At 60.8% G+C, this 25,020-nt stretch carries 29 protein-coding genes and 1 pseudogene; 21 read left to right on the forward strand and 9 right to left on the reverse strand.

Annotation, left to right across the window (positions count from 1 at the left end; genetic code table 11):
- Positions 1-58: 58 nt before the first annotated feature.
- Positions 59-994, forward strand: coding sequence for a DUF2493 domain-containing protein (locus tag NKI17_RS00170; RefSeq protein WP_352571223.1), 936 nt, complete (start codon positions 59-61; stop codon positions 992-994).
- Positions 995-1,843: 849 nt separating this feature from the next.
- Entirely contained in the window at positions 1,844-2,173 is a 330-nt protein-coding gene (locus tag NKI17_RS00175) for a DUF736 domain-containing protein (RefSeq protein WP_023674291.1), read from the forward strand.
- 193 nt (positions 2,174-2,366) lie between these two features.
- On the opposite strand, the gene NKI17_RS00180 is transcribed toward NKI17_RS00175, so the two are convergent.
- Positions 2,367-2,582, reverse strand: coding sequence for a helix-turn-helix domain-containing protein (locus tag NKI17_RS00180; RefSeq protein WP_023674290.1), 216 nt, complete (start codon positions 2,580-2,582; stop codon positions 2,367-2,369).
- Between the two features lie 126 nt (positions 2,583-2,708).
- Between NKI17_RS00180 and NKI17_RS00185 the strand changes: the two genes are divergently transcribed.
- The 13 genes from NKI17_RS00185 to NKI17_RS00245 all read left to right on the forward strand — a co-directional run bounded on the left by NKI17_RS00185 (position 2,709) and on the right by NKI17_RS00245 (position 9,749).
- Entirely contained in the window at positions 2,709-2,987 is a 279-nt protein-coding gene (locus NKI17_RS00185; RefSeq protein ID WP_023674289.1) for a DNA -binding domain-containing protein, read from the forward strand.
- A gap of 168 nt (positions 2,988-3,155) precedes the next feature.
- Positions 3,156-3,341 (forward strand): transcriptional regulator domain-containing protein, encoded by a 186-nt coding sequence (locus tag NKI17_RS00190; protein WP_352455880.1) that lies wholly within the window; start codon positions 3,156-3,158, stop codon positions 3,339-3,341.
- A 46-nt stretch (positions 3,342-3,387) separates the two neighbouring features.
- A complete protein-coding gene (locus NKI17_RS00195) occupies positions 3,388-3,912 on the forward strand; it encodes a DUF2285 domain-containing protein (RefSeq protein WP_352571244.1) in 525 nt (174 codons plus the stop codon).
- Positions 3,913-4,026: 114 nt separating this feature from the next.
- The gene (locus tag NKI17_RS00200; RefSeq protein WP_023674287.1) at positions 4,027-4,317 is read left to right on the forward strand and encodes a helix-turn-helix transcriptional regulator; all 291 of its coding nucleotides are present in this window, start codon (positions 4,027-4,029) and stop codon (positions 4,315-4,317) included.
- Positions 4,318-4,334: 17 nt separating this feature from the next.
- Complete coding sequence (locus NKI17_RS00205; RefSeq protein WP_023674286.1) at positions 4,335-4,766, forward strand: replication initiator protein A; 432 nt, start codon at positions 4,335-4,337, stop codon at positions 4,764-4,766.
- The gene (locus NKI17_RS00210) at positions 4,763-5,323 is read left to right on the forward strand and encodes a S26 family signal peptidase (protein ID WP_352571222.1); all 561 of its coding nucleotides are present in this window, start codon (positions 4,763-4,765) and stop codon (positions 5,321-5,323) included. Before NKI17_RS00205 ends, NKI17_RS00210 begins: the two co-directional genes overlap by 4 nt.
- 44 nt (positions 5,324-5,367) lie before the next feature.
- Complete coding sequence (locus NKI17_RS00215) at positions 5,368-5,694, forward strand: DUF736 domain-containing protein (RefSeq protein ID WP_023674284.1); 327 nt, start codon at positions 5,368-5,370, stop codon at positions 5,692-5,694.
- A 286-nt stretch (positions 5,695-5,980) separates the two neighbouring features.
- Complete coding sequence (locus NKI17_RS00220; protein WP_352571221.1) at positions 5,981-6,745, forward strand: lytic transglycosylase domain-containing protein; 765 nt, start codon at positions 5,981-5,983, stop codon at positions 6,743-6,745.
- A complete protein-coding gene (locus NKI17_RS00225) occupies positions 6,742-6,993 on the forward strand; it encodes a hypothetical protein (RefSeq protein ID WP_156937256.1) in 252 nt (83 codons plus the stop codon). The genes NKI17_RS00220 and NKI17_RS00225 overlap by 4 nt, the downstream gene beginning before the upstream one ends.
- Positions 6,990-8,732, forward strand: a complete 1,743-nt coding sequence (locus NKI17_RS00230) for a relaxase/mobilization nuclease domain-containing protein (RefSeq protein WP_031211113.1) — start codon at positions 6,990-6,992, stop codon at positions 8,730-8,732. The genes NKI17_RS00225 and NKI17_RS00230 overlap by 4 nt, the downstream gene beginning before the upstream one ends.
- Entirely contained in the window at positions 8,696-9,127 is a 432-nt protein-coding gene (locus NKI17_RS00235) for an ABC transporter permease family protein (RefSeq protein WP_352905235.1), read from the forward strand. Before NKI17_RS00230 ends, NKI17_RS00235 begins: the two co-directional genes overlap by 37 nt.
- A 56-nt stretch (positions 9,128-9,183) precedes the next feature.
- A complete protein-coding gene (locus NKI17_RS00240; protein ID WP_031211112.1) occupies positions 9,184-9,444 on the forward strand; it encodes a CopG family ribbon-helix-helix protein in 261 nt (86 codons plus the stop codon).
- Positions 9,441-9,749, forward strand: coding sequence for a type II toxin-antitoxin system RelE/ParE family toxin (locus NKI17_RS00245; RefSeq protein WP_023674278.1), 309 nt, complete (start codon positions 9,441-9,443; stop codon positions 9,747-9,749). The genes NKI17_RS00240 and NKI17_RS00245 overlap by 4 nt, the downstream gene beginning before the upstream one ends.
- A gap of 187 nt (positions 9,750-9,936) precedes the next feature.
- Here NKI17_RS00245 and NKI17_RS00250 read toward each other — a convergent pair.
- Positions 9,937-10,608, reverse strand: a pseudogene (locus NKI17_RS00250) (zinc-binding dehydrogenase); the annotation flags it as partial.
- Positions 10,609-10,810: 202 nt separating this feature from the next.
- Positions 10,811-12,475 carry an AfsR/SARP family transcriptional regulator gene (locus tag NKI17_RS00255; RefSeq protein WP_156937507.1) on the reverse strand — a complete coding sequence of 555 codons (1,665 nt, stop codon included), beginning with the start codon at positions 12,473-12,475 and terminating at the stop codon, positions 10,811-10,813.
- A 228-nt stretch (positions 12,476-12,703) separates the two neighbouring features.
- On the opposite strand from NKI17_RS00255, the gene NKI17_RS00260 reads away from it, so the two are divergent.
- From NKI17_RS00260 to NKI17_RS00285, 6 genes are all read left to right on the forward strand, one after another.
- Positions 12,704-14,359, forward strand: a complete 1,656-nt coding sequence (locus tag NKI17_RS00260; RefSeq protein WP_352571220.1) for a vanadium-dependent haloperoxidase — start codon at positions 12,704-12,706, stop codon at positions 14,357-14,359.
- On the forward strand, positions 14,359-14,787 hold the full coding sequence (locus NKI17_RS00265; RefSeq protein WP_023680785.1) for a hypothetical protein: 429 nt from the start codon (positions 14,359-14,361) through the stop codon (positions 14,785-14,787). Before NKI17_RS00260 ends, NKI17_RS00265 begins: the two co-directional genes overlap by 1 nt.
- Positions 14,788-14,865: 78 nt before the next feature.
- The gene (locus tag NKI17_RS00270) at positions 14,866-15,225 is read left to right on the forward strand and encodes a hypothetical protein (protein ID WP_031213365.1); all 360 of its coding nucleotides are present in this window, start codon (positions 14,866-14,868) and stop codon (positions 15,223-15,225) included.
- A gap of 73 nt (positions 15,226-15,298) precedes the next feature.
- On the forward strand, positions 15,299-16,234 hold the full coding sequence (locus NKI17_RS00275; RefSeq protein ID WP_198023675.1) for a phosphatase PAP2 family protein: 936 nt from the start codon (positions 15,299-15,301) through the stop codon (positions 16,232-16,234).
- Between the two features lie 12 nt (positions 16,235-16,246).
- Positions 16,247-17,692 (forward strand): S8 family serine peptidase, encoded by a 1,446-nt coding sequence (locus NKI17_RS00280; RefSeq protein WP_352839371.1) that lies wholly within the window; start codon positions 16,247-16,249, stop codon positions 17,690-17,692.
- Positions 17,693-17,729: 37 nt separating this feature from the next.
- On the forward strand, positions 17,730-18,836 hold the full coding sequence (locus tag NKI17_RS00285) for a hypothetical protein (protein WP_352905236.1): 1,107 nt from the start codon (positions 17,730-17,732) through the stop codon (positions 18,834-18,836).
- A gap of 111 nt (positions 18,837-18,947) precedes the next feature.
- Here the strand turns inward: NKI17_RS00285 and NKI17_RS00290 are convergent, their stop codons facing one another.
- The 6 genes from NKI17_RS00290 to NKI17_RS00315 form a co-directional block, all read right to left on the reverse strand.
- A complete protein-coding gene (locus NKI17_RS00290; protein ID WP_352571217.1) occupies positions 18,948-19,997 on the reverse strand; it encodes an L-idonate 5-dehydrogenase in 1,050 nt (349 codons plus the stop codon).
- Positions 19,994-21,400: a TRAP transporter large permease gene (locus tag NKI17_RS00295; protein ID WP_023674276.1), complete on the reverse strand. Its 1,407-nt coding sequence runs from the start codon at positions 21,398-21,400 to the stop codon at positions 19,994-19,996. Before NKI17_RS00295 ends, NKI17_RS00290 begins: the two co-directional genes overlap by 4 nt.
- Positions 21,401-21,403: 3 nt before the next feature.
- Positions 21,404-21,976, reverse strand: a complete 573-nt coding sequence (locus tag NKI17_RS00300; RefSeq protein ID WP_352571215.1) for a TRAP transporter small permease — start codon at positions 21,974-21,976, stop codon at positions 21,404-21,406.
- 138 nt (positions 21,977-22,114) lie between these two features.
- Complete coding sequence (locus NKI17_RS00305; protein WP_502894239.1) at positions 22,115-23,089, reverse strand: sialic acid TRAP transporter substrate-binding protein SiaP; 975 nt, start codon at positions 23,087-23,089, stop codon at positions 22,115-22,117.
- Between the two features lie 51 nt (positions 23,090-23,140).
- On the reverse strand, positions 23,141-23,860 hold the full coding sequence (locus NKI17_RS00310) for a FadR/GntR family transcriptional regulator (protein WP_352452148.1): 720 nt from the start codon (positions 23,858-23,860) through the stop codon (positions 23,141-23,143).
- 194 nt (positions 23,861-24,054) lie between these two features.
- On the reverse strand, positions 24,055-24,960 hold the full coding sequence (locus NKI17_RS00315; protein ID WP_023674272.1) for a DMT family transporter: 906 nt from the start codon (positions 24,958-24,960) through the stop codon (positions 24,055-24,057).
- Positions 24,961-25,020: the final 60 nt, after the last annotated feature.

Consider the following 25,020-nt stretch of genomic DNA (forward strand, 5'->3'; position numbering starts at 1 on the left):
GCCGGCTTCCGTCGCCATGAAGGCCGCGAGGGTCGCGGTCCAACCGGCGGAGCATCCAATGAGCGAGCATGACGACTACGAACCACAGCACTCGTCTTCACCCATCGACCTCGTCCTCACCGAACTCCAGCTCTATGGCTACCGACCCTTCGCGGATGAGCCTGATCCTCGACCGCTTCCAGAGGGCCACTGCGTCGCCGGCGCGATCGCCGACATCTTCGACGCCCTCATCGCGGCACTGCAAGACACTCGCCTCGAGCCCGATCTCGACGATCTTCTGTGGTCGACCGTCAACATCTTTCACCGCGCCGCAGATCGGATCGAGCGCGAACTCGATCACAACGAGCAGGCGCAACGCCGCAGCCAGCGTGAGCAGGACGGCAGCGAAGTGAAATCCGTCGACCTGGAACGCCTGACGGCCGAAGGGCAGACGCTAATCGAACGCCAAAGCGCCTTCGAACTGATGCGTGATCAGGCCGCGGAGCACTACGAGCGCCACACCGGATCGAGTTGGCGACCGCGCAGCGGATCGATGGTCAACCACCGCAACATGACCTCTGCGCTGATCGACAGCCGCGACTTTCTCAGCGCCAAGAAACGCGCCTCGCAGGAAGTCCTTCTGCCACCTGGCCCGAAAATCGCCTTCACCGCTGGGCTCGACTTCAATGACCACCAGCTGATCTGGGCCAAGCTCGACCAGGTCCACGCCAGGCATCCCGACATGGTCTTGATGCACGGCAAATCGCCGAAGGGTGGCGAAAAGATCGCCTCCTGTTGGGCAGACCACCGCAAGGTACCCCAAATCGGCTTTGCCCCTGATTGGACAAAGCATGCCAAAGCCGCCCCGTTCAAGCGCAATGACGCAATGCTGGAGGTACTGCCGATAGGCGTCATCGTCTTTCCCGGGACCGGAATTCAGGACAATCTTGCAGACAAGGCAAAGAAGCTCGGCATCCCAGTCCTCGACTTCCGCCCCAAGGGAGGCGGCGCGTAAGCGCTGCCCGCCCCTACCCTTTTTTCGATTGTACGATACGGCCGCGATCGGGCAGCGCGTACTGTATTTGCAGCTCGCTGGAGTGCTTGGCCCGGGATGCCGGATCTCAGGCTCCCAGCGCCGCCCGTCTTTTTGCGATACTCAAGTCCGCGCCCTAGCAAAGGCGCGCGACGCCGTCACGCTTGCCGTCAACGTTTCAGCTGCGTCGCAGCTGGCATCACAGCTGCGAATAACGACGCCTGTTTAACCGAACAGGGCCTGGATCTGGGCGAACTCACCGAACAACCGGCGTGGGCAGGATGCTTTTTTCGGCCGTCGCATTGTTAGCGTCGTCGCTGACTCGGCATCGCGCGACGCACAGTTCGAATCCACCACGGCGTGCCGTCTCGTTCCAAAGATAGCGCATATCCGGTGGTGCACGTCAGCCGTGACTTGAACCATCACGTGCGTGTCTTATGCGCGTTGCTGACAACAGCTTGCGACTTCGCGATGCCTGTACAGAGGAGCATCGACGCCGGTGATCGTCGTAGCCGGGATTTCGCCAGCGACGGTATCGCCAGGTTCTCCGTTGATGTCTCTATCTGGTGGGCCGCTCCAAACGGCCTCTTTAATGGGCTGATCTGGCCGAAGGTCGGCTGCGCCTCGATCGCCTAAGCCGCAATGGCGCCGATCGACTTTCTTCCCCTGCCGGCTGCGCCGTCATTCCTCGCCAAACAACAAAGTCGCTTGGCTGCCATCCTCCGCTGGCGCTGCGGTCGCAAGCGATGCGGCGTCGATCGCCTCCGGCCCGCCGATCGCCATCGAGGCCGCAATGGTGCGGGCTCGAAACAGAGTTCAAGGAGAAAACTCATGGCGATAATCGGAACCTTCAAGAGGACCGGCAACAACGAGTTCACCGGCGAAATCGTCACTCTCTCGCTCCAGACCAAGAACGTCCGCGTCGTGCCCGAGACCAACCGCTCTGGCGACAGCGCCCCCAGCCACCGTGTCTTCGTCGGGCGGGTCGAGATCGGCGCCGCATGGTCCAAGCGCTCCAATGACGGCCGCGACTATCTCGGCGTGAAGCTGGACGATCCGAGCTTCACTGCTCCGATCTACGCCAACCTCTTCAACGATGAGGAAGGCGAAGGCTACAGCCTCATCTGGTCGCGCCCCAACGGCCGCCGCAACGCGGAGTAAGGCCCCGACCAAGGCTCCGCCCGGACGAACAGGGCGGGGCCGTCCTCCTTTTCACGACAAGATGAGCGCAGTCGCTGCGCAACGAGCTCCGTCGGACTTTGGGGCGACTACCTGTCGTGTTCCCGGCTGGAGACTTCATTCCTGCATGTTGCCTCGCCGATAATCGAAAATTCGCGGTGCTTCCCGCGTCAACTCACGGTGCCGATTTTCTGATCAACTCGCATGGGTCCACATTCAGCGCAGTTGCGATCCTCCCAAGAACACTGATGCTGGCCGAGACCCGAGCGCGCTCGATCGATCCGACGTAACGCATGCTCAGTCCAGAGCGGGCGGCCAGTTCCTCCTGCGTCACGTTCTGGTCATGGCGCAGACGACGCATGTTGGCCGCCATGATCTCCTTGAGATTCATGACGGATTAGGGACCAGAAAGGGAACTATCGTTCTAGGAATGATCGTTCCTATTCGCTATGATTGGTGCTCGATCTAAAGGACGGCTCCTTCGAGATCGCGATCGAAATATGAACGGTCAAATACCATGCTTAAACCGCTGCTCGATCCTGATGTCGCCGACATTGCGCCGGATGCCCCGGTCCTGACCGGCTATGACGAGGAGCGTCTGCTCACCTACATTCGCCTGCTTGACGCGGCAGCGGAAGATGCCGATTGGCGAGAGGTGGCCAGGATCGTCTTGCATATAGACCCGGAGCAGGAGCCGGAACGAGCGTTCCGGTCCTGGGAGACCCATCTTGCCCGCGCGCGATGGATGACGACCAGCGGCTACCGATATCTTCTCGCTGGCGGCGCTCCGCACTGACGCGGCCGGCGCTCCATTTTGCTGAATCGGCATAATGGTTTGCCGACTCTCAAACTATCCAACTTCCTTATCCCCCTGGAATGTTGACGCCGACGCCTCACATCCGGGTACGCGGAGAGGACAGGAACAGTGCAAGGCGATTGGACCGATCCGGCGGCGTATTCACACATGTGCAGCTACCAGGCTACGGAGTTCGCTGCCGAGTATCTGATCCGGAATGACGAATTCGTGGCAGAGTGCAGCCAGCTTGCATCGCAATTCGCTGGTTCTGGAGAACCTGCCGGTCAGCCCGATCTCGCCGCCCGTTGGGGCGCGCGATTTCAAAACTGCCGGTGCCGGACTTCCGAAAGTTGACAATATCATCTGGACAGAACAGGCCTCGCCGCGCGTGCTCAGGGTCATGCGGGTATCTGCATCCCATCAGACAGTTCGACCTTCCAGCCTTGGCGGAGCCAGCGTTTGGCCGCAGGACGAAGGCCTTCACATTATTTGGTCTACCTTAATTGGGAAAAGTTATCTCGTCGCTGACGACCGCGCCGGTGAATTCAACGCTATCCTTCTGCCGCTCGACGCTGCATTCGAGACGCGGCTCGATGCAGCGCGCCGGTTCTGGCGCGCACTGAACGGCCGGGCAGCCAGTCCATCTTACGGCGCGCTGCCGCAACAGACCAAGATCAGGCATATCCTCAATTTACGCGCACATGATGGTCACCGCACGGGTGCAACCTATCGTCAGCTCGCGGAGGTGCTGTTTTCGCAGGAGCCGATTGTGCCGCGAGATTGGCGTGATCATCATCTCCGCCACAAGGTCCGAGCTATCTTACGCCGTGCAGCTTTTTTAGTCGCCGGCGGCTATCGCGATCTTCTCTTCTACCCCCACAACCGCAGCGAAAAGTCCGGCCGCCGAAGTCCTTCTTCGGGGTAGCAAAAACGCGCCCCCCAATCTTTGCCCTCCCTCGCCTTTCCTGATTTCGATCATGGTCCACTTCGCGCGTCCCGGCAGGCCAGGACGACAGCAGAACCGAATGGAGATCGAGCGATGTCGAAGGGTCCCGCGGACGCGCCCCAAAAGTATTTGCGCACGAAGGAGGCAGCACCCATCGTCGGGCTCTGCGCCCGCACACTCGAAAAGCACCGGACCTACGGCACCGGCCCAAAATACCGAAAGGTCGGCGGGCGCGTTCTCTACGACATCAACGACCTGCACGCCTGGATAGAGTTGGGCGCACGCACTTCCACCAGCGATGCCAACGCGACCTATGTTCCGCCGGCAAAACCCCATGCAGCCCGCGCGCCCGCCTATGTCGGCAGGCGCGACCGCAGCTCCTGATCTGTGGCGCACCGAAAATGCAGTATCGCGAGACCGTTCAGCAGCAATTTGCGCTGCCTCATGTCCCCTCATCCGACTTCCCTCCACGCAGCACGCGGGACGTCGTGGCGTGGCAGCTCGTCTTATTGGTGAAATCCCGCCGCCTGACACCGATCCACTCTCATGCGCGCGAAGAATCGACCTGCGTAGAGGCGGCAAGTGTGCACGGCATGGCAACGATTTGGAACGCTGCCATCCTGGTCTGGGCTGTGTCGCAAAACATCCACGCGCAAGCCAGGAGATTGCAACCGCGCCGCCTGGTAGCGGCGAAACAGCAGCAAACCCTGACCTTCAGGTCGCCGCGTCAACGGCGGCACGTCCACAGCCGGATAGCCGCACGCGAGCAGCCGAGTCCATACACGGGCAAGCGTCTTAAAGCTTGCCTGCTGCGCCCCGGGATCAAGTCATGAGCAAGCGCACAAAGATCATCGCCACCATGGTTGGCGGCGCAGTGCTCGCCGCGGCGCCGGCATGGATTAGCCATCCGCCGATATCCATCTGGAACGCATCGGCGAGCATCCCCGTCGGGCTCTATCGCGTCCAGCCGGCCGACAAAATCGGTATTGCCAATATCGCCGTCATCATGCCGCCCGAGCCATTGGCGGCCTTCATGGCAAGACGCGGGTATCTGCCGAAAAATGTGCCGCTCCTGAAGCGTATTTTGGCACTCGGGGGCGCAACCGTCTGTCGCCAAGGCACAACGATCATCGTCAACGGCAAGACGTATGGACATGCGCGCGAGCGTGACAGTCGCGGTCGACCCCTGCCCATCTGGCAGGGCTGCCGCGACATTGCCGAGGCCGACGTCTTCCTTATGAATCCGGGTGCAGCCGACAGTTTTGACAGCCGCTATTTCGGCCCGCTCCCGCTCTCATCGATCGTTGGCCGTGCGGTTCCCGTCTGGACCACGGAGCGCACCACTCCGGTGCTGGATATCACCAACGATCCCCTCGCTAGCGAGCCGTGACGGCTCGGCTCGACGCGCACTAACACTCAGAAAGGAGCACTGCAATGACCCAGATCGGAACCTTCACGCGCAATGATGACGGCTTCTTCGGCAATCTCTCCACGCTAACAATCGAGGCGAAGATTGCCATCCTGCCTGCCGAGAAATCCAAAACCGAAAACGCGCCCGACCATCTGATCTATTGCGAAGGGATGGCGGTCGGTGCGGCTTGGGACCGCGCCGGAGACAAGGCTGGGGATTACCTCTCCGTCTCAATTGACGACCCGTCCTTTACGCAGCCGATCCGCGCCAAGCTGTTTCGGTCCGATGCAGAGAACAGCGTCTGGAGCCTGCACTGGAACCGATCATCGAAGCGCGACGGGCGAGGCTGAACAGATGCTTCTGGAGCCCTTCGACGAATCTTTCTCGCCAACCCTTTTGATCCATTGCGCGCCGGTCAAACCCTTCGATCCGACCGCCCGCGAGGCAGCCCAGAGGGGGCCGGACACTTGCTTGTGGCTGCGGACGCCGATTTCATCACAGTTTTGGCAAAGCCGGTTCGATCGGCGAGCCCCTGCCCTTAACGGAAGCGAACACCGTCGCAGGCTGGCAGCGCATCGGTTCTGCGGTCTGCGGGATGCAGCCCACAGAGGCATGACGACGTTTGCCGCATGTGTCATGCTCGGCTTCGTGGCGCCCGAAACTGGTGCAGCGGCTTCCTCTCATGGTGAACGGCCGGCGCACTCCGAGTCGACGATCTTGTCGGCTGGCCCGTGGTCGCGGCATATCCGGGAAGCGTCAAAACGCTTCGCCATTCCAGAGCGGTTGCTGCGCGGCGTCATGCATGTTGAGAGCGTCGGCGATGTTCGTGCGCTTTCAAGCAAGGGCGCAATGGGCTTGATGCAGATCATGCCGGCGACGTGGGAAGAACTGCGCATCAAATACCGTCTCGGTGACGATCCCTATCAACCGCGTGACAACATTCTTGCAGGTGCAGCATATCTTCGCGAAATGCTCGACAGCTTCGGGCGCAGCGGCTTTCTTGCCGCTTACAATGCCGGTCCTGGTCGGTACACGGAACATCTCATAACCGGCCGTCCGCTGCCACGCGAGACGGTCGACTACGTCAGGAAACTCGCGCCGCTGCTCGATGGTGCAGTTCTCAGTCCGCGGCGCGCGCGGCAGGGAAGGGGCAGAGCCAGCTCGCTCCGTGCAACGATCTTTGCGCATCCCCATGACATTCGGAACGCCACTGCATCGGATGGCAATGGTTATGGCGAGACGATCTTTGCGGCGATTCATTCGTCCGCAATGCGGTCGCCAATGGGCAATCCTGTTGCGGACCTGACCGCGATCGAGCCACGGCCGGGTGAAACCGATTTCCAATCGAACCACGCTGTTTCCGGCCTATTCGCTCAGCCCTCTTTAGCCATATCGCGATGATCGCCACGTTCCTCCTCAATTGCATTCCGGCCTGTTCCGTCGCGGAAATTGCGGCGGAAGGGTTGGCTGTGGATGAGAACAGAGAGATTGGCAGGATAAAGGGCCGCGAGGTGCGGCTCGGTTCGGCCGATTGTTTTCCTTACGATTTTCGTCTCATTTCGCAATGTGCTGGCACAATCAGCGATGTGCGCTATTCCCAATTTTTCAGTCTTTCAATGGAAACCGCACCTCGTGGCCGTCTAGCATGAAGCGTGACGATAGCTTTCGCGTCCGCCCCGGTCGCATCCGCTCCCGCGCCGGCCAGCGCGCACGACCCTTCATCTTCCAGGCTCTTGCGGCCACACAGCGCGCCGGCGGGCACCTTACACGCGAGGGTCGGATCACCTCCCCGCGAGCTTCAACGTTTGGCCGCGGCAGGTCAGCGAGCATCCGCGCCAGTCGCCTCATCTCTGACAGCTCACGCGGCGCCGTCGTCAAGACCCGTGTGGTACGGCAGTTCAGAGGGTCTGCGCCACTCGCCACCCATCTCAAATATCTTCGCCGCGAAGGTGTTACACGTGATGGTGAGAAGGCGAGGATGTTCGGTCCCGACACCAAAGATGCAGATCATGACGCCTTCTGCGACCGCTGCAAGGATGATCGGCATCACTTCCGTTTCATCGTTTCGCCGGAGGATGCAATGGAGCTCGGCGACCTCAAGAACTTCGCTTGTGACCTGATGGTCGACATGGAGCGCGACCTCGGCACGAGGCTCGACTGGATAGCCGTCGATCACTGGAACACCGAACATCCGCACGTTCACATCCTCGTTCGCGGCGTTGCCGACGATGGCGAGAGCCTTGTCATCTCGCGCGACTACATCCGCCAGGGCATGCGCGATCGGGCGAGCGACATTCTCACCCAGACGCTTGGGCTCCGCACGGACCTCGACATCCGCCAGGCCATCGAGCACCAGGTCGACACTGAGCGCTGGACGCAGCTCGATCGCCAGCTTGTTCGTGACGCCGACCGTCATGGTATCATTGATCTCGCGCCACACCCTGATCGCCGGCCCGACGAGTTCCTGGGGCTCAAAGTCGGCCGGCTGCGGCAACTGGAAAGCCTGGGCCTCGCGAACGAGATCGGTCCCGGCCAGTGGATGGTGGTCGAAGAGGCCGAGGCCACTTTGCGCGCCCTCGGTGAACGCGGCGACACCATCAAGCGCATGCACCGCAGCCTCACTGTGCATGGGCTAGAAAAAGGGACGGCCGACTATGTGCTGGCCGCCGAAAAGATTGATGCGCCCGTGATCGGCCGACTGCTCGAACGCGGCCTTGATGACGAACGGCGCGGCGCGGCCTATGCCATCGTCGATGGCATTGATGGACGCACGCACCACATTCGCTTCCATGACCCTGATGCGGCCGGAGACTCCGACCCGGGCTCGGTCGTGGAGTTGTGCCGCGATGCGAGTGCAAATGGCGGTGGCCGGGTCACGCTCGCGGTCCGCTCCGACCTCTCAATCGAACAGCAGGTCCATGCTTCCGGCGCGACTTGGCTCGATCGCCAACTCGTTGCACGCGAGCCTGCCGAATTCGGTGACGGCGGCTTTGGCAGGGACGTAAGACAGGCACTGCAAGATCGGGTCGACCACCTTGTCAGCCGCGATCTGGCCAGGCGCGAGGGACAGCGCGTCATTCTTGTGCGCAATCTGATCGATACTCTACACGATCATGAGGTGGAATCGCTCGGTGCCCGCCTCGCCGCCGAGACGGGCCTCTCATTCACGAAGGCTGCCAACGGCGATCATGTGGCTGGGATTTACCGGCGGCGTTTCTCGCTGGCTTCAGGCCGGCTCGCGATGATCGACAATGGGCTCGAATTCAAGCTCGTGCCCTGGTCGCCGTCGCTCGAAAAGCGATTGGGTAATCAAGTCATCGGGGTCGTGTGCTCGGATACGGGGGGCGTGGATTGGAACCTGGGAAAGAAGCGCGGCATCGGGCTATGAAGGTTACAGGCGTATGCTCTATCCTGATGCTGGGAAGCCAGCACGGTCGCACATTCTATTTGTACCCGCACAGTGAAGCGCCGATTGCCTCGCAAAATAGGGACTTTGCGCATCCTCGATTCAGTCTGGCGCCCGCGATCGCGGCACTGGCGCTGTTTGCCTTCGTCTATCATTGGAACAGCTATCTGTGGCCGCTGACAGTTTTGCAGGGCAATGCAGAGGATTATCCGATCGTCATTAGCCTCAGCCGCCTGCTCAGCTACAACAGAGGCGCCCTCAATACAGGACTGGTCATGGCCGGCGCCACGCTCGCCGTGCTGCCGCCATTGATGCTCTTCGCCTTCCTGCAGCGCTTCTTCGTGGATTCGATCGTCGGCTCGGCGGTCAAGGGATAATGGACCAGCGCGGCGCTCTGTGCTAAGGTGTACACAGATCAACACAGGACACCGCTATGGCCGCTAGCACCACTATGACAATTCGCGTCAGTCCCGATGTAAAGGAAAAGCTCGACCGGATCGCAACCGACACCCGGCGTAGCAAGTCGTTCCTCGCAGGTGAAGCCGTCGCAGCGTATGTCGATCGCGAGCTTGAAATCATTGAAGGTATCAAGCGCGGCCTTGCTGATGTCGAAGCTGGGCGCATCGTGTCTCATGATAAGGCCATGGCAGAAATTTATGCCGCGATTGATGCCGGCATGGGCCGCAAGGTGTGACGCGAGCCGTTCAGTGGTCTCGCGGTGCGCTGGACGACATCAAGGAACAGATCGCCTATATCTCGCAGGATAATCCGCGCGCTGCGCGCCTGGTCGCAGACCGGATTCTGGACGCAGGGGCCGCGCTTGGGGAAATGGCAACCGGGCGACCCGGCCGTCTATCCGGCACCTATGAAAAGCCTGTGAGTCGCCTGCCCTACATCATCGCTTATGCCGTGACCGCCAAGGGCGGCCGGGAAAGCATTTCAATTTTGCGGGTGATCCACGCAGCGCGCGGTTGGCAGGACGAGGAATGGCCGAACTAAGCAAAATCTCGCGACGAAGGGGCTTTAATCGCGAGCGGATTTGCTGCCAACAATTTTGACAGCAAGCTGCCGGTATTGCTCCCGAGTTTAACCGGAGACCTGGGTGGGAGCATATACGTCGAGCGCGTTCTGAGTTTCGTCCGTTCGCAATGAGTTATGGCTGCTAACGATCTGGCAAAACCATGATTCAGTCCGCGGTCAGCACGACCTTGACACTCTGTGAACGGTCGACGGCAAGTCGGAAGGCATCGGGGGCGCAAGAAAGCGTGCGCTCGGCGGTCACCAGTTTCAGGACGTCCACCTCTCCCGACACGATGAAATCGACTGCGCGACCGAACTCCGTACCGAAGCGGAAGGTGCCTTTGAGGTCGATCTCCTTGGCCATCACTGCATTGGCAGGCAGCGGGATCTGGCCACCGGGAAGATTGCCGACCTGGACCACCGTGCCGCCGCGCCGGACACTGGCGATCGCCGCGGCAAGGCCGGCCGCGCTGCCAGAAATCTCGAACGCCACATCAAGCGAACCGCCGGCAGCAAGCGCCTGGAGCTCGGCGTCGCCGCCGGAAAGGTCGATCGTCCTGTCGGCGCCCAAACTGCGGGCGAAGGCGAGCGGAGCGGCGGCGATATCGGCGACCGTAAGCTCAGCGCAGCCGGCAAGCCTGGCCGCGAGCATGGTCAAGAGACCGATGGGGCCGGCACCGAACAGGATGACGTTGCGGCCCCTGATGTCGCCCGCCCGCGCGACGGCGTGCAGGCTGACCGCTAGCGGCTCGGCAAGTGCGGCCGCCTGGTAGGCCACGTCAGATGGAACCTTGAAACATTGCGCGGGCGTGGCGTCGAACAGGCTGGCGAAGCCGCCGGCCGTGGCGGCGCCGATACGATGGTCGGCTATGGCGGCAACGACACTACTATGTCGACAACGCTGGCGACAGGGTGTGTCTCGGGTCGCTCAAGGGTCCGTTCCGGACATATCGGCAGGAGGCTGCACCGCTCTAACGGCCGAGGCCCAATCAATCCGAACGACCGAGTTCGATCTCGATACGTCGTCGATGAAATGCCGCCTAAAGACCGACGCTAGCCAGAGCCGAACCTATCAATTCAACGCTTCTCGGGTTGGGAAATGGCCCGAAATTGTTTCTGATTTTCTGGCTGGCGATATCAGGGTCCTTCGTCCGAAGCTGGCCGAACAGTTCGCGGGCCTCGTCCTTGAGGCCGAGATGCGCCAACGCAGCCCCATAATAGCGGAGTGTCGGGGGATACGAAATCTCGCGCCCCCCCGGTTCAAGCGCGAGAGCGCGACGCCCCTCGCGGGCGGCCGCTTCGAAATCACCCGACATCGCCTCAATCATGCACAGTGACGTCGCGAAGCAATATCGAAACGTCAAGTTCTTTCCAAGTATCTCTGCCTTCTTAGCCGCTGCCCTAGCCTCTGAATAACGTCCAGTATAGAAGTTTAGCATAGAGAATGCGTCGTAGTACATGACATTTTGTGTACCCGTCTGCCTTGCTTTTTCCAAATATTCTCCGGCAGTAGTGAAATCTTGAAGGAGGAACGCGTGTACGTGGGCGCATAGAGACAGGGCTGCGCCATTAAATGGATCAAGGTCCATAGCCACGCGCATGTCGTCCTTGCACTCTTCGATCGTAAGGCGATAGTCGTAGGCATGCGAACGGTCGTAAAGAAATACAGCCTGATACGCGCGCCAAGCATGAAAGATGCCCTGGCGGCTGAGTCCATTTGCTTCGGTCAGCGTCGCACGGCTGGCTCTGACGTCGGACGGGCTAAGGCTGAACATCTGCGCTGTAGCAGTCAGAAGCCGTTTTCGGCTGAGATGGGAATCGTCCAGCGCATCGAGCGAGAGAATGTTCCGGTGCAGGAGACGGTCAACACAGTTGGTTGCGAAGGCCTGAAGATCCCGCTCCAGTGCCAGCGTCTTTCCGCCAAGCTTTACCACCGTACTCATGCTGACCATAACGTCCCGGTTGGTCGAACCGACGCACATAATGGCAACCGCCAGAGTATCGTAGGCGCTCTCCGTCTTGATCAGCAGATCCAAGTCCTGCGCGTCGGCAGCACTTCGCGGCCCGTTGCGAGCGGGATCCGGGACGGAAACCCGAAAGCAGCCCGTTTCCTCAAGGCCGGAGATGACGGCCTGCCGAAAGAGTTCAGGCAAAATCATGGCGCCGACCGCACCATTGTGCCAAGCATCCAAGCCGATGCTCACGACCAGACGCCTGTCGGGCTGCGCGCCACTGCGTCGAGTGTCGTCGGCCCCCGGACTGGTCACTCTCGGCGCCGCCGTTTGCCGCTGGCTTCGCCTCTCGCGCAGCCATTCCTCGAACCCTTCCTCTCCAGCAATGTCGAGGCCTTCAAGAAGCGTTCCGTTCGTCTGAGCGCTTTCACCCTCGCCCAATGCGTCGACGTCACACCGGTCGAGCCGAAGGCAGACGGTTTCGCGATCGATATGAAGCAGATCGGCCAAGTCCCCCGCGAGCAGCGCGCGCAACGATGACAGCTCGCGTCGAAGGCTGTTTTGAGACTCCGTCTTCTCGCATCGCCCCCATAGCATGTCCTGCAGCGAGGCTCGGGAACGCTCCCCGTTCCGGGAAAACGCAAGAATCGCAAGCAAGGCACGTGCCTTCTTGCTCGGCACGGCAATCTGACGGCCGTGCATATCCTCAAGTCGAAAGATGCCCCGCAGCGTAAGCCGCGCGATGAGTTGCATGGCCATTTCCAGCCTACCCTCGAAACCCCGGCCATCTCTATAGCATAGACCGCAAAAGAATACACAATCTCACTCGATCGCGCGTTCAGTGATGGTCTTTTCACGCATTTTTCACGCAACAACGACGGAAATTCGGACGGTTTTGGAACGCGGGCATGGTCATTTCCCGCGTCGGCGGCGCACTGAAATCAAAATCTTGCTTGCGCTACCAAGATGGAGGCTAAAAAAATGTTAGATCAATTTGATCCGATCTTGTTCTGGAGCAGGGCTTCACTCGAAGCGCAACGCCAGGACTATACGTTCGGCGATGGAACGGGCATCGACGAGGCCGGAAAAGGCCGAACAAAGCTTGAACCGAAAGTGGGCGGGCCGACGCGTGCGTCCCGCGCGCTGGCAATCGTGCATATCGCCATGTACGACGCCCTGCTGATGGCCGATCCGGCTTCATTCCACAACAACCATCATCGGTTTGCTCGGCTGGCCGCATATCAGCCCATGCTCCCTGCCGCGCCTGCCGTGATCAGCCGTGAAGCCGCTGTCGCCGGAGCGGCGTCGGTCACGATCCGGCTGTTGTTCGAAGACGCCTTCGTTGAGCAGCTCGTTACGGAATACCGACTGCATCTGTATGAAAAGGGCCAGTCGGCGCAGGCGATCGAAAACGGGCTCGAGTATGGCGCTGCCATCGGCCGGATGCTCGCGGACGCTCGGTCCGCCGACGGTTCGGGAACACGGGATAGGCAATACCGCGCCTTCGGCCTACCAGGAACCTTCAGCCTTGACCCCTATTCGCCCCTGGGCGCCGCCGTGCTGGGTGCGACATGGGGTTTCGACGTTAGGCCCTTCGTCACCTACCCTGCCGGCGCGATAGAGTTTGTCGGGCCAAGCGAGGCCCTTGGAGAGCGGCCGCCGCAGCCGGGCCAGACAGAGCCCCTGGGGTCGTTTCTCGAAGCAATGAACTGGCCGGCGGATCGCGACCTGGTCGCCGGCAAAGGCGCTGCTCCAGGGACCGACCGGTTGACACGAACAGCCGAGGAAACGCTCATCGGAACCTTCTGGGCCTATGACGGGGTTCGCGGGATCGGCTTGCCGCCGCGCCTCTACAATCAATGTCTTCACGCGATCGCGGAGCAGGCGAACTTCTCGACGGAGGCGTTGGCCGTTCTGCTGGCCATCTGCAACCTGGGAATGGCCGATGCCGGCATTGCCGCGTGGCGCGAAAAATTCACCTATCATGTCGCACGGCCGGCAACCTTGCTTCGCACCAACGAGGCCGGATTCAGGGAGGGTACCGCGTCCGTGCCGACCTTCGATCAGGCCAGGCTCTCAATGCCCGCCGGAGAGGCCGGCAAACCGGACTATACCTCCATCAAGGCATGGCTCGAATTGCCACCCGACACACCTTCGCTGGTCGAATCGGATGCGCATTGGGCCCCCCTCGGGGCACCACAGACGAATTCCGTCCCGCGTGGCGGCGATGGTCCGAAGTCACGAACGCCGCAGTTTCCGGCCTATCCATCGGGGCATGCGACCTTCGGTTCAACCTGCTTCGGGCTCGCAAGCGAGCTGCTTGAAGCTCTGGGCGGCGGCAAAGATCTCGTCTTTGCCTTCGTATCCGATGAGTATGATGGCCGCGCCATCGACCCGGACGGGTCCGTGCGTCCCCACCATGTCCGCCAGATGACGCTTGCCCAGGCAATCCATGAGAATGCCGTCAGCCGTCTCTATCTCGGTGTGCATTGGCAGATGGACGCTGTCGAAGGTGTGCGTCTTGGCCGCAACCTGATCGACGTCATGAAGTCCAACCCCGTTGGGCCTCTGCACGCGATCATCCCCGACGATCCTTTCGAGTCTGAACTCGCCGCCAAAGCAAAGGAGATGATGTGATGAACAACTTTCGCACGCGTATGGCGAACCAACTTAGTCATAGCCGCTGTGAAGATCCAGCTCGGCCGATCACGCCGGCCTCGTCAGAGACGTTAATCGTCGAGCTCAAGGACGACACGCTCTCGATCAGCGACACGCATCTGTTCGACTTCCCGAATAGCAAGCATGGGCTATTTGCCGCCAATAACCGCATTCACGCACGCAAGGTCAAACAGGACGGCGACGACACCGTGTTCGAAATGCTGGAAAAAATCGATCAGCCGGACGCCAAGCCGTTTCTAGTCCTTGCAGGCCGGCCGCATGACTGCCGCCTAAGCATCGGGGCCGACGGGATTCGCCGATTGCGAGCCTACGGCACCGATGATGGAAACGGACGCCTGAACTGCGGCGGGTGGATATTCGACGCCCTGCAGTCGTCTTCCGCCTGACATTCCCCAAATCAATGGACGCCATCGGTTGCGGTGGCGTCCACACCCGAAACGCGATCACTCTGTGGGAGAAATAAAATGGACAATTATCCGGTATGGGGACTTTTGATTGCTTTCAACGGAGCGACTATATTTCTTCTGCGCTCCGTATTCACAAGCATTGACTACAAATCGATTATGTTGGAGAAGAATATCCAGGACGACAACGGCGTAGCTCCTGTCGAGAGCTACAGTCGTGTAGCCGGCATGCTTGGGGCATCTTTGATGGTTACGCTATTCTGGGGCGCGAGCAACGTCGTCCTCTACTTTGCGATCGTGCGGCCCGATCAGGTTTCTGGAATCGTCACCAGTGTCGGGAATTTTCTTTTCTACGGCGCATCGCTCTTTCTTCCATACGCGGCCAACCAACTGAAGGCGATGTTCCAGAAGCCGGCATGACGACCGCTTGCAGAAATTATAACACGGGGCAGCCTTTTCGAAGAAGGCTGCCGGGCAAATGGGGGACAAAGAGATGGGACTTCAACCTGTTGACCAACTGGATTTTAGGATCAGTTCGAATATCGTCCTGACAAGACGCGGCGAAATCGGCTTTCTTCAAACAGACAACGCTCTCTTCACGGAATTTTTTAAAGATCTGCCCAATGCGAACAAGTTCGCTGCGGCCTTTGCGGGATCCCTATCGCGTTCCCGCAGCAGCTTCGAAGTCCTTTCGCGCTCACGGTCCCGCTCGCGGTCAAGATCGCGATCGCGATCACGTTCAAGATCAACTGCGCAGGTGGAGCGCGGCGGCGGCGCAGTCGGCGAGGTTCTCGCGTCCTGGGACGTCGTGAGGCGGCTTTACGCTGCGGGGATGTTGGACGGGACTTACCCTTTCGAGGCCCTGCAGATAAAACCGCCGCCGGGTCCGTCGGAAGCTGCCGCCGAAATTGCAGCGCTTCACGTTCACCAACTGAGCCTTGTCAACGATCGCGCCAGGCAGGAAGAGATCCTGTCGCAGGCCGACACATCCAATCTGTCGGACATCTTTGCCCCTCTCGGCATCGAAAGCGGCGGCTTCGACAGTACTGAGAGGATGATCGAACTGATCCTGCAGGTCGCCGAGCGCGTTGGCTACTTTTACAAGGCCGTCTTCAATCGCCAGCGACCGAACCAGGTGGACTCCCGGTTGAGGCCATTCATCCCCGTTCCGCCTCATGCGGCATTTCCAAGCAACCATTCGTTTCAAATGTTCTGCATCGCCGAGGTTCTCACGCGCCTGATACCGGAACATCCCGGCACAACCGAACTGTTCTTCGTTGCCGAGCGCGTCGCCGAAAACCGTGAGCACGCGGGGCTACATTACCGTTCGGATACGGAGGCCGGCCAGGCTCTGGCCAGGCAGTTCGCACCGTTTTTCATCAATTTGTGCAGCCGCGAGATGCGTCAAGCTCTCCTGGAATGGCACTGAGGGAGGGGAGCTATGGAACCGGACACTGCACCAGGACAGGAGCGGACCGAGTCCCCTCTTTTCTATCTCTGGCATCTTGCCAGCATTGGCTTGCTCGACGCGCAAAGACCAGGCGTTGTGCCGCCAATCTGGTCAAAGGGCCTGCCTGAGAGCCGGGTCGCCATTATCGACAGCGGCTGCACATCGAGGCATCCAAATCTGCCAGCTAGCTGCATCGAAGCCCGGCTGGACGTGGCGGTGTCGACCGACGGAGTAGTCTATCGCGAGGAGGACCGGCGCGCCGCCCGGGATGGCTGGCAGAACCTTGAAGCGACGATGGCTCCAATATTGAAAATGATCGCCGACGACGCCGTTCGCGACGATATTGCCCGGCGCATCAAAGCGATGTCCGAAGGGGAGCCCCGGCTTGTCAACGCTGCCGATCCGGCAGAGCGTTTTGCCGGACACGGCACCTCTTGCGCCGGTCTTATAGCAGGCCGGACACTGAAGGAGCCGCCGGCGGGGTCGGCGCCTGCGCTCGATGGCGCCGTTTTGCCGTACTTTGGCGTGAATCCGTTTGCGACGATTATTCCGGTCGCCACCCCCTACAGCCATGAAATCGCTCCACTTGTCACCGCGCTTCTGCACGCGGTCGCCTGTCGCGCCGATGTCATTCTGCTGCCGCGATCGGTGAACGATCTCGGCAGGTTGGCCAGAGGGAAGAACGCGTCTGGGACGGGTGTTCGCATGACGCGGTTCGACGACGACGAGGCGTTGGCCACCGACAAGAAGATCTTTGAGCATCTCCTGGCAGCGATCGCAGCGGATCGTCCGGTCATTCTCGCGGCCGGGAATGACGGAATGGCCGAACCGGCCTATCCCGCGGCATTGGCGACTGCGACGGAGGCACCCTTCGGAGCGACATCTCTGATCGTTGTTGGCGCGGGCAATCAGCTGGGGTGGCGTTCCGCCTACTCGAGCGGCACCTACGCTTCAGGCGTTACGATCTACGGCCCGAGTGACGACGAGGCTATGATCACCGACCATGTCGTACGAATTGACCTCGCCGCTGAGATGGGCAGCGCAATTGCCAGGTCGGTTGGGCCAGCACGTGCGAAGGCCGGAGCCGAATATTCACCCTTCAGTGTTCTGGCGATTGACGTACCTGCCCGCCTGGCCGGCGATGCGGACGTCATCGACGAAACAACACCCCTGCCGACCGGGCTTCTCTATACCCGCTTCGGCGGAACCTCGGCCGCATCGGCGCTGATTGCAGGTCTGGCTTCGTTGATTCAAGCGAAGGCACTTGCCGACAGCAGCAAACGACACTCCGGCAGCCAATTGCGCGAGCTGCTGCTGAGCAAACGTCCAGCTGAACTGGTGCTTACCTCATCAGGCTCGTCGCGCTCGAAACTTAATAAGGGAGACCAGCCACCCCCTTACGTCCAGATCAGCGACGTCGTGCCAAACAAACCATGAAGGCACGACTGTAAGTCGCGATTATTTGGAGGCAAGCATGGAAGACGGCACAGAGAAGGCAACGGCAGCGGCCGACCCGAGATCTGTATTCCCCGGCTCTGGGAGGCAATGTCCGAAATGTGACGAGCCGATCTCCTTAAAAGCCATTCGATGCCCTCACTGCCTGGCAGATCTCGGTAGAGGGGCAACCGGATGGCAAAAGGTGACACTTGGTGCAAAACTCGTACGCGACTGGATCGGGTTTCCTGCGGCAGTGGCTGCGCTATTAACTGCATTCTTCACCCCGACGGTCGCTGCCATGCTGAGTTGGTTCGACCAAGACAGAGCCTATGTGACGGCCGAGCTATTTAATCCCGACATTGTCAATGTAGGTCTAGACGATCGCGGAGTGAGCGACCAAACGGACAGGGTGACGCAATACATCTCTTTGATCCGCGTCGGCGGAAAGAATACCGGCTATTCTACCGCCTCGATCAGATCGAATTTTCGCTGCGCATTGCAGACCTCCGACGGCGCCGGCATGGATTATTATTTCGACTTCTATGACATTCAATCCCAGAGGAAGTTTTTTCCAACCTTGGACGCCGGACAGTCGATCATCACTTTCGGAAAGCTTACTGGTTCTCAAGAACACGATTCAGCTACGGGTATGAATACCTGTGAATTTTCTTATGTTGACCGGTACGGCCCGCGGCCCCCTTACATCGTGTCACTTTCCGACCGCGCAAGGTCAGAGATTGCAGGGCTCGCAATCGGAGATGAGCAAGCGGAACTACAGTCGCAATTCTGTGCTGGAATGGTGACGCAGATGCGGCTGAGCGACAAAACCATAGCCGACTGTGTAAACGACACACATGCAATCCCCATTGAGCCGATATATTTGTGGAAAAGCGCGGTCGCACGCGCAATGCAATTCTCAACGGCGTTCGGCACGATGACCGGCCAGCAGTCGAAACGTGCCGCGGGCGCTATCCTCGTCTGTAACGACAGCCCAGACAACTGCAAGCAGACAGATGCGAACATGTTGTCCGAAATGGACACGGCACTTAGTCGCTTCCAGCCGCCCATAACAACTTGGTTCTGCAGTTCAAAGCCAGGACTATCTTTGGCGGACTGCACACGGCGTGATTTCCCTCTTCCCTGAGCCGGCGTTCCATCTGAGCGACCCGTTCCACGAAACGTCAGCACAGAACAAGTGATTGAGTTTGACTGCCAACGTTCTCGCGCGGCTCAATGCGTTTGGGCCGTTTCCCGATCAGTCCGCAGTGAGCACGACCTTGACGCTTTGTGAACGGTCGGCGGCAAGAAGGAAGGCGTCGGGCGCGGAAGAAAGCGTGCGCTCGGCGGTCACCAGCTTGAGGACATCCACCTCCCCCGAAACGATGAGATCGACCGCCCGGCCGAACTCCGTGCCGAAGCGGAATGTGCCTTTGAGGTCGATCTCCTTGGCCATCACTGCATTGGCAGGCAGCGGGATCTGGCCACCGGGAAGATTGCCGACCTGGACCACCGTGCCGCCGCGCTGGACGCTGGCGATCGCCGCGGCAAGGCCGGCGGCAGTACCTGAAATCTCGAACGCCACATCAAGCGAACCGCCGGCAGCAAGCGCCTGGAGCTCGGCGTCGCCGCCGGAAAGGTCGATCGTCCTGTCGGCGCCCAAACTGCGGGCGAAGGCGAGCGGAGCGGCGGCGATATCGGCGACCGTAAGCTCAGCGCAGCCGGCAAGCCTGGCCGCAAGCATGGCCAAGAGACCGATGGGGCCGGCACCGAACAGGATGACGTTGCGGCCCCTGATGTCGCCCGCCCGCGCAACGGCGTGCAGGCTGACCGCCAGCGGCTCGGCAAGTGCGGCCGCCTGGTAGGCCACGTCAGATGGAACCTTGAAACATTGCGCGGGCGTGGCGTCGAACAGGCTGGCGAAGCCGCCCTGCATATGTGGCGTCTTCGATGCCGAACCCATGAAGTAGATGTTTTCGCAGAGATTGGCGCGCTCTTCCAGGCATCGCGCGCAATGCCCGCACCAGCGCGACGGATTGACCGCGACATGGTCGCCGACGCCCAGGCCGGGTGCCGCGCCGTTGATCTCGACGACTTCGCCGGAGATTTCATGGCCGAGGACAAGCGGCGAGGTGACGACGAAGTCGCCGGTCCGGGCATGGCGGAAATAATGCAGGTCGGAGCCGCAGATGCCCCCTGCCCCAAAGCGCACCCGCACCATGCCTGGTGCCAGCGGTTCGAGCGGATGCTCCACGACGCGCAGGTCCTGCGGGCCGAACAGCGTCGCCGCAGTCACCTGGCCGCTCACCGGATCAGTCCCATCTCGGTCGGCAGCCAAAGCGTGATGGCGGGTATGAAGGTGATCAGAAGCAGCGCCACGATAAGCGGCACCAGCCACGGCAGGATCGCCATGGTGGTGCGCTCGACCGAAAGCTTGGCGACGCGCGACAGCACGAACAGCACCATGCCGAGCGGCGGGTGCAAAAGCCCGATCATCAGGTTGAGCGTCATGATCAGGCCGAAATGCACCGGGTTGATGCCGTAGACGGCGGCGACCGGCAGCAGGATCGGCACCAGAATCGTGATCGCGGCGATCGTATCGAGGAAGCAGCCGACCACCAGCATCAGGATGTTGACCAGGATCAGGAAGACCCATTTGTTTTCGGTGAGCGCGAAAATGAAGTTCGAAAACAGCTGTGCCGCCTGGCTGACGGTGAGCAGCCAGGCGAAGATCGATGCGGCGGTAACGATGAACAGCACCGACGCGGTCGTTTCGATCGTGTCGAAGCTGGCCTTGGCAAGCAAACGCAGCGTCATCGTGCGGTAGCGCACCAGCCCGAGGAAAAGCGACCAGATCACGGCCGCCATCGCCGCCTCGGTCGGCGTGAACCAGCCCATCGTCATGCCGCCGATCAGGATGACCGGCGTCATCAGCGCCATGACCGCGGAGAAATCGAAATACCAGTCCGCGGCGATCAGCAGCAGCAGCGCGATGCCGACCGCGATGTTGATCGACAGGCCAAGCTGCACAAGCACATAGCAGCCAATCGGAAAGGCAGCCACCACCAGCACCTCGCCCGCCGCTTCGGCGAGCCGCCGAAGCTCGAAAGGCGTGTCGGAACCCCAGCCGCGATTGTACGCAAAGATGGCAACCGTAATCATCATCAGCACGGTCATGACCACGCCGGGCAGGATGCCGGCCATGAACAGCGCGCCGATCGAGACATTGGCCATCATGCCGTAGATGACGAAGGGCAGCGAGGGCGGAAAGATCGGCCCGAGCGTGGCGGAAGCGGCGGTAACCCCGACCGCGGCGTCGATAGGATAGCCGTGGTCCTTCATCGCCTTGATCTCGATGGTGCCGATGCCGGCGGCGTCGGCGAGCGCGGTGCCCGACATGCCGGAAAAGATCACCGATCCGATGATGTTGACCTGCGCCAGGCCGCCCTTCATCCAGCCGACCAGGGCAAGGGCGAAGGAATAGATGCGCCCGGTGACGCCGGCGATGTTCATGAGGTTGCCGGCCAGGATGAAGAAGGGCACGGCGAGCAGCGGAAAGCTCTCCACCCCGGCGATCATGCGCTGGGCTGCGATGATATCGGGCGCCACGCCGTAGATGACGAGGTAAAGGATCGAGGCGGCCGCCATCGAAACAGCGACCGGCACGCCGATGAGCATCAGGACAAGAAAGCCCCCTACCAGAAGCAGCATCGCTCAGACCCCCGCTGTCTCGAACGCACCGGGACGCTCGAGCACCGAATAGCCGCGCCGGTAATTGCCGATAAAGACCTGGATCGAGCGCAGAAGCATCAGCACGAAGCCCGCCAGTACGGCGTAGAAGAACCAGCGCCGCGGCAGGTTGACGGTGACCATGCGCTCATGCGCCACGATCGTGACGTAGCGCCACATCAGCCACGATCCGTAGGCGAAGAATGCGATGCGGACAATATCGACGGCGAGCGCCAGCCAGCGGCCGACACGCTCCGGCAGATAGTGGTAAAGCACGTCGACATGGATATGGCGCGAAAGGCGCACGCACATGGCGGCACCGAGAAAGACAACGACGACGAGCGCGTTGATGGCGATCTCCTCGGTCCAGGCAAAGCTGTTGTTCAGCGCATAGCGGGTGAAGAACTGCAGGAAGACACAGACGACCATGCCCCAGAACACGGCAAGCGTGACCCAATCCTCGATACCGTGGTCCGACAGGTCGACGTCGACCGGCACCTCCTCGAAGGCGTGCGCGATCTCTTCGACGGTGATCTCGGTGTGGTGTTCCTCGGCCATTGGCGCGGGCTCCCGAAGCTGGTGGGTCGTCAAGGATTGGAAAGGCCGTCCGGCGCAATTTGAAGCCGGACGGATGGGCAAGTGGCGAATCCGATTGCCGCCCTATCCTCTTGGTTGAGCATCCGATTTCCCGATGCCCTACTTGATGGCGCGGATCGCTTCCCAATCGGCCTTGTTGTAGCCGAACTCCTCGAAGGTGACCTTCTCCAGCACATTCTTCTCGAAGTCGGCACGGTCGACATCGGTTACGGTGATGCCGCGATCCTTGAATACCTGCACCAGTTCCTTTTCGCGGGCGACGATCTTCGCCGTGGCGCGGGCGGCGGCCTCCTGCATCACCTCGGTGAAGATCTTCTTGTCCTCGTCGGACAGCGAGGCCCAGCGCGACGCCGATATGATGGTGTTGAGATGATCGACGATGTGGCCAGTCAGCACGATGTTCTTCTGCACCTCGTAGAATTTCTTCGCTTCGATGGTGGTCAGCGGGTTCTCCTGGGCCTCGACCGTGCCGTTCTGCAGAGCCAGGTAGACCTCGGCGAAGGCAATCGGCGCCGTGTTGGCGCCGCAGGCACGCGGCATGGCCAGGTAGGCCGGCACGTCGGGAACGCGCATCTTCAAGCCCTGCATGTCGGAGCACTTGGCGATCGGCCGGTTCGAGGTGGTCTGCCGCGTCCCGTAATAGGTGGTGGCGACGATATGATTGCCGGTCTTGTCCTCATAGCCCTTGGTCAGGGCCTTGTAGACGTCGCTCTTTGTGTATTTCAGCAGATGGTCGGCATCGCGGAAAGTGTATGGGAAATAGGTGACGCCGATCGGTGGATATTCGCGCGCCGCGAAGCTCGATCCGGAAATGATGATGTCGACGGTGCCGAGCATCAGGCCCTGGTTGATGTCCGCTTCCTTGCCAAGCTGCGAGGCCGGATAGACGTCGATGGCGTAGCGGCCCTGGGTGCGCTTCTTGATCTCGTCGGCCGCCCACACGGATTCGGTGTGGAAGGGCTCCGTCGTCTCGTAGACATGCGCCCATTTCAGGACCGTTTCCGCCGAGGCCGACGCCATGGGTATAGCAATTGCGGCGATCGCACCGAGCAGAACTGCGTATTTTCTCAGCATCTAATTCCTCCCTGGTTGAATTTGACGGCCGGATCTCCCCCCGGCCAACTGCTATTCCGCAACCTCCTTGGCTGCGGCTCTCTCATCGAAATTGCGTGAGAATCTGATTTGGGACTGGCGCAGATGCTGCTGCATGGCGGCCTTGGCCCGCTCGGGGTCGCGCGCGGCAATTGCATCGCGCACGGCACGATGTTCCTTTGCCGCGACCTGCCAGGAATCGCTGGTCTCGAAATAGATTGACAGGCGTTCGAAGTACGGGTTCATGCGCTGGTCGAAAAGCTCGCCGATGAAGCGCACCAGCACCGCGTTCTCGAGAATGCCGGCGACAGCGGTGTGGAATTCCCGGTCGAGCGCAATGGTCATCTTGTTGGGGTGACGCATGGCCTCCATCCGGCGCAGCACGTCGTCGAGCCGTTCGATATCTGCAGGCCGGACATGGAGGGCCGCTTCGGCGGCGATCGCGCCTTCGACGAATTCGCGCGCGCGCAACAGCTCGAACGGGCCTTCCTCGACTTCGGGTTCGGAGGCGGCGGCGCTCGGCGGATCGGTGACGTAGATACCCGAGCCGACGCGGATGCGTATGCGGCCTTCGACCTCCAGCGCTATCAGCGCTTCACGGACTGTCGGGCGGGAAATTCCGAGCTGGTCGGCCAGATCCCGCTCGGTCGGCAGGCGGTCGCCGACGGAAAACTCGCCGGCATCGATCAGCTGCCTGAGCTGATCGGCTACCTGTCGGTAAAGCCGGCGTGGTTCAACGGCCTGGATCGGCATGCGCGTTTAGTTCCCTCCCGGGCCAACCCTGGTACATTGGTCTGACCCATTGACCGCAGCCTAAACTGACGACCAAGAGAGTCAAGCTGGATAAAAAAGACAGAAGAAGAAGGCGCCCTGACCCATCTATCCGGTGCACCTATGTGGCGCGGCCCGCGCAGCGGAAGGCGGCGCATTGCGAAGTATTGCATGCGTCAGCGCCGTCCTCCGCGAATGACCAGGACGTTTCCGGCGGCAACGAGGACGAGCCCGATGATCGCGTACGCAGTCCAGTCATAACCTTCCAGCGCCGTGGAGATCAAAAGCGCAAAGACGGGAAATATGACGGTCGCATAGCCGGCGCGGGCGCCGCCAATGCGTCCGAGCAGCGTCAGGTAGGCGGCGAAAGCCATGACCGTCGATATGACGGCGAGGAAGACCAGCGAGCCGATATAAGGGGCGGTCGTCGCGAACACGAACGGCTCACCAAGCAGGAAGGCCAGGAACGCCGACCACAAAGTGCCATAAAGCATGCCCCAGGCGCTCGTTGAAACGAGCGGCAGGTCGCGGCGCTGGTTTGCGACGGAGACGAGATTGCCGGCGCAGAAGCTCAGCGTGCCGCAGAGGCACAGGAGAAGGCCCACCAACGTGCCGCCGGAAAGCCCGTTGGCAGCGATTTCGGGAAAGAACATCAGCGCTATTCCGGCGAAGCCGATGATGCCGCCGGCGAGAATGCGCGGCGCCGGGCGCTCGCCGATGACCAAGGCACCGAGCAGCATGTTGATGACCGAGGCGAGCGAAAAGACGACCGAGAGCAAGCCGCTGACGAGATAGCCGGCGCCATAATAGAAAAACAGGAAGTTCGACGAGAAGATAAGGATGCCAAGCACAGCAAAGCGCAAATGATCGGCGATCGGAAAGCGGAGCCGCCGACCGGAAAAACCCGCCCAGGCAAACATCAGCAGCGTGGCGATGGCGAAGCGCCAGACCAGATTGACCTCGTTCGACACGCCGCTGCCGACCTGAAGTTCGATCGCGAACCACGATGCGCTCCAGGCAATGACCGTCAGCGCGTAAAGCCCGTAGTCGACGGGTTCGAAGGGGCGGTCGCGCGTCGTCATGCGCATTTCCGCGTTAGCCGGCTCCAGGGCGTCGTTTGGTTCTTTGGTTACCGACATGCT

The sequence above is a fragment of the Mesorhizobium sp. M0816 genome (assembly GCF_040320005.1).
Classification (GTDB): Bacteria; Pseudomonadota; Alphaproteobacteria; order Rhizobiales; family Rhizobiaceae; genus Mesorhizobium.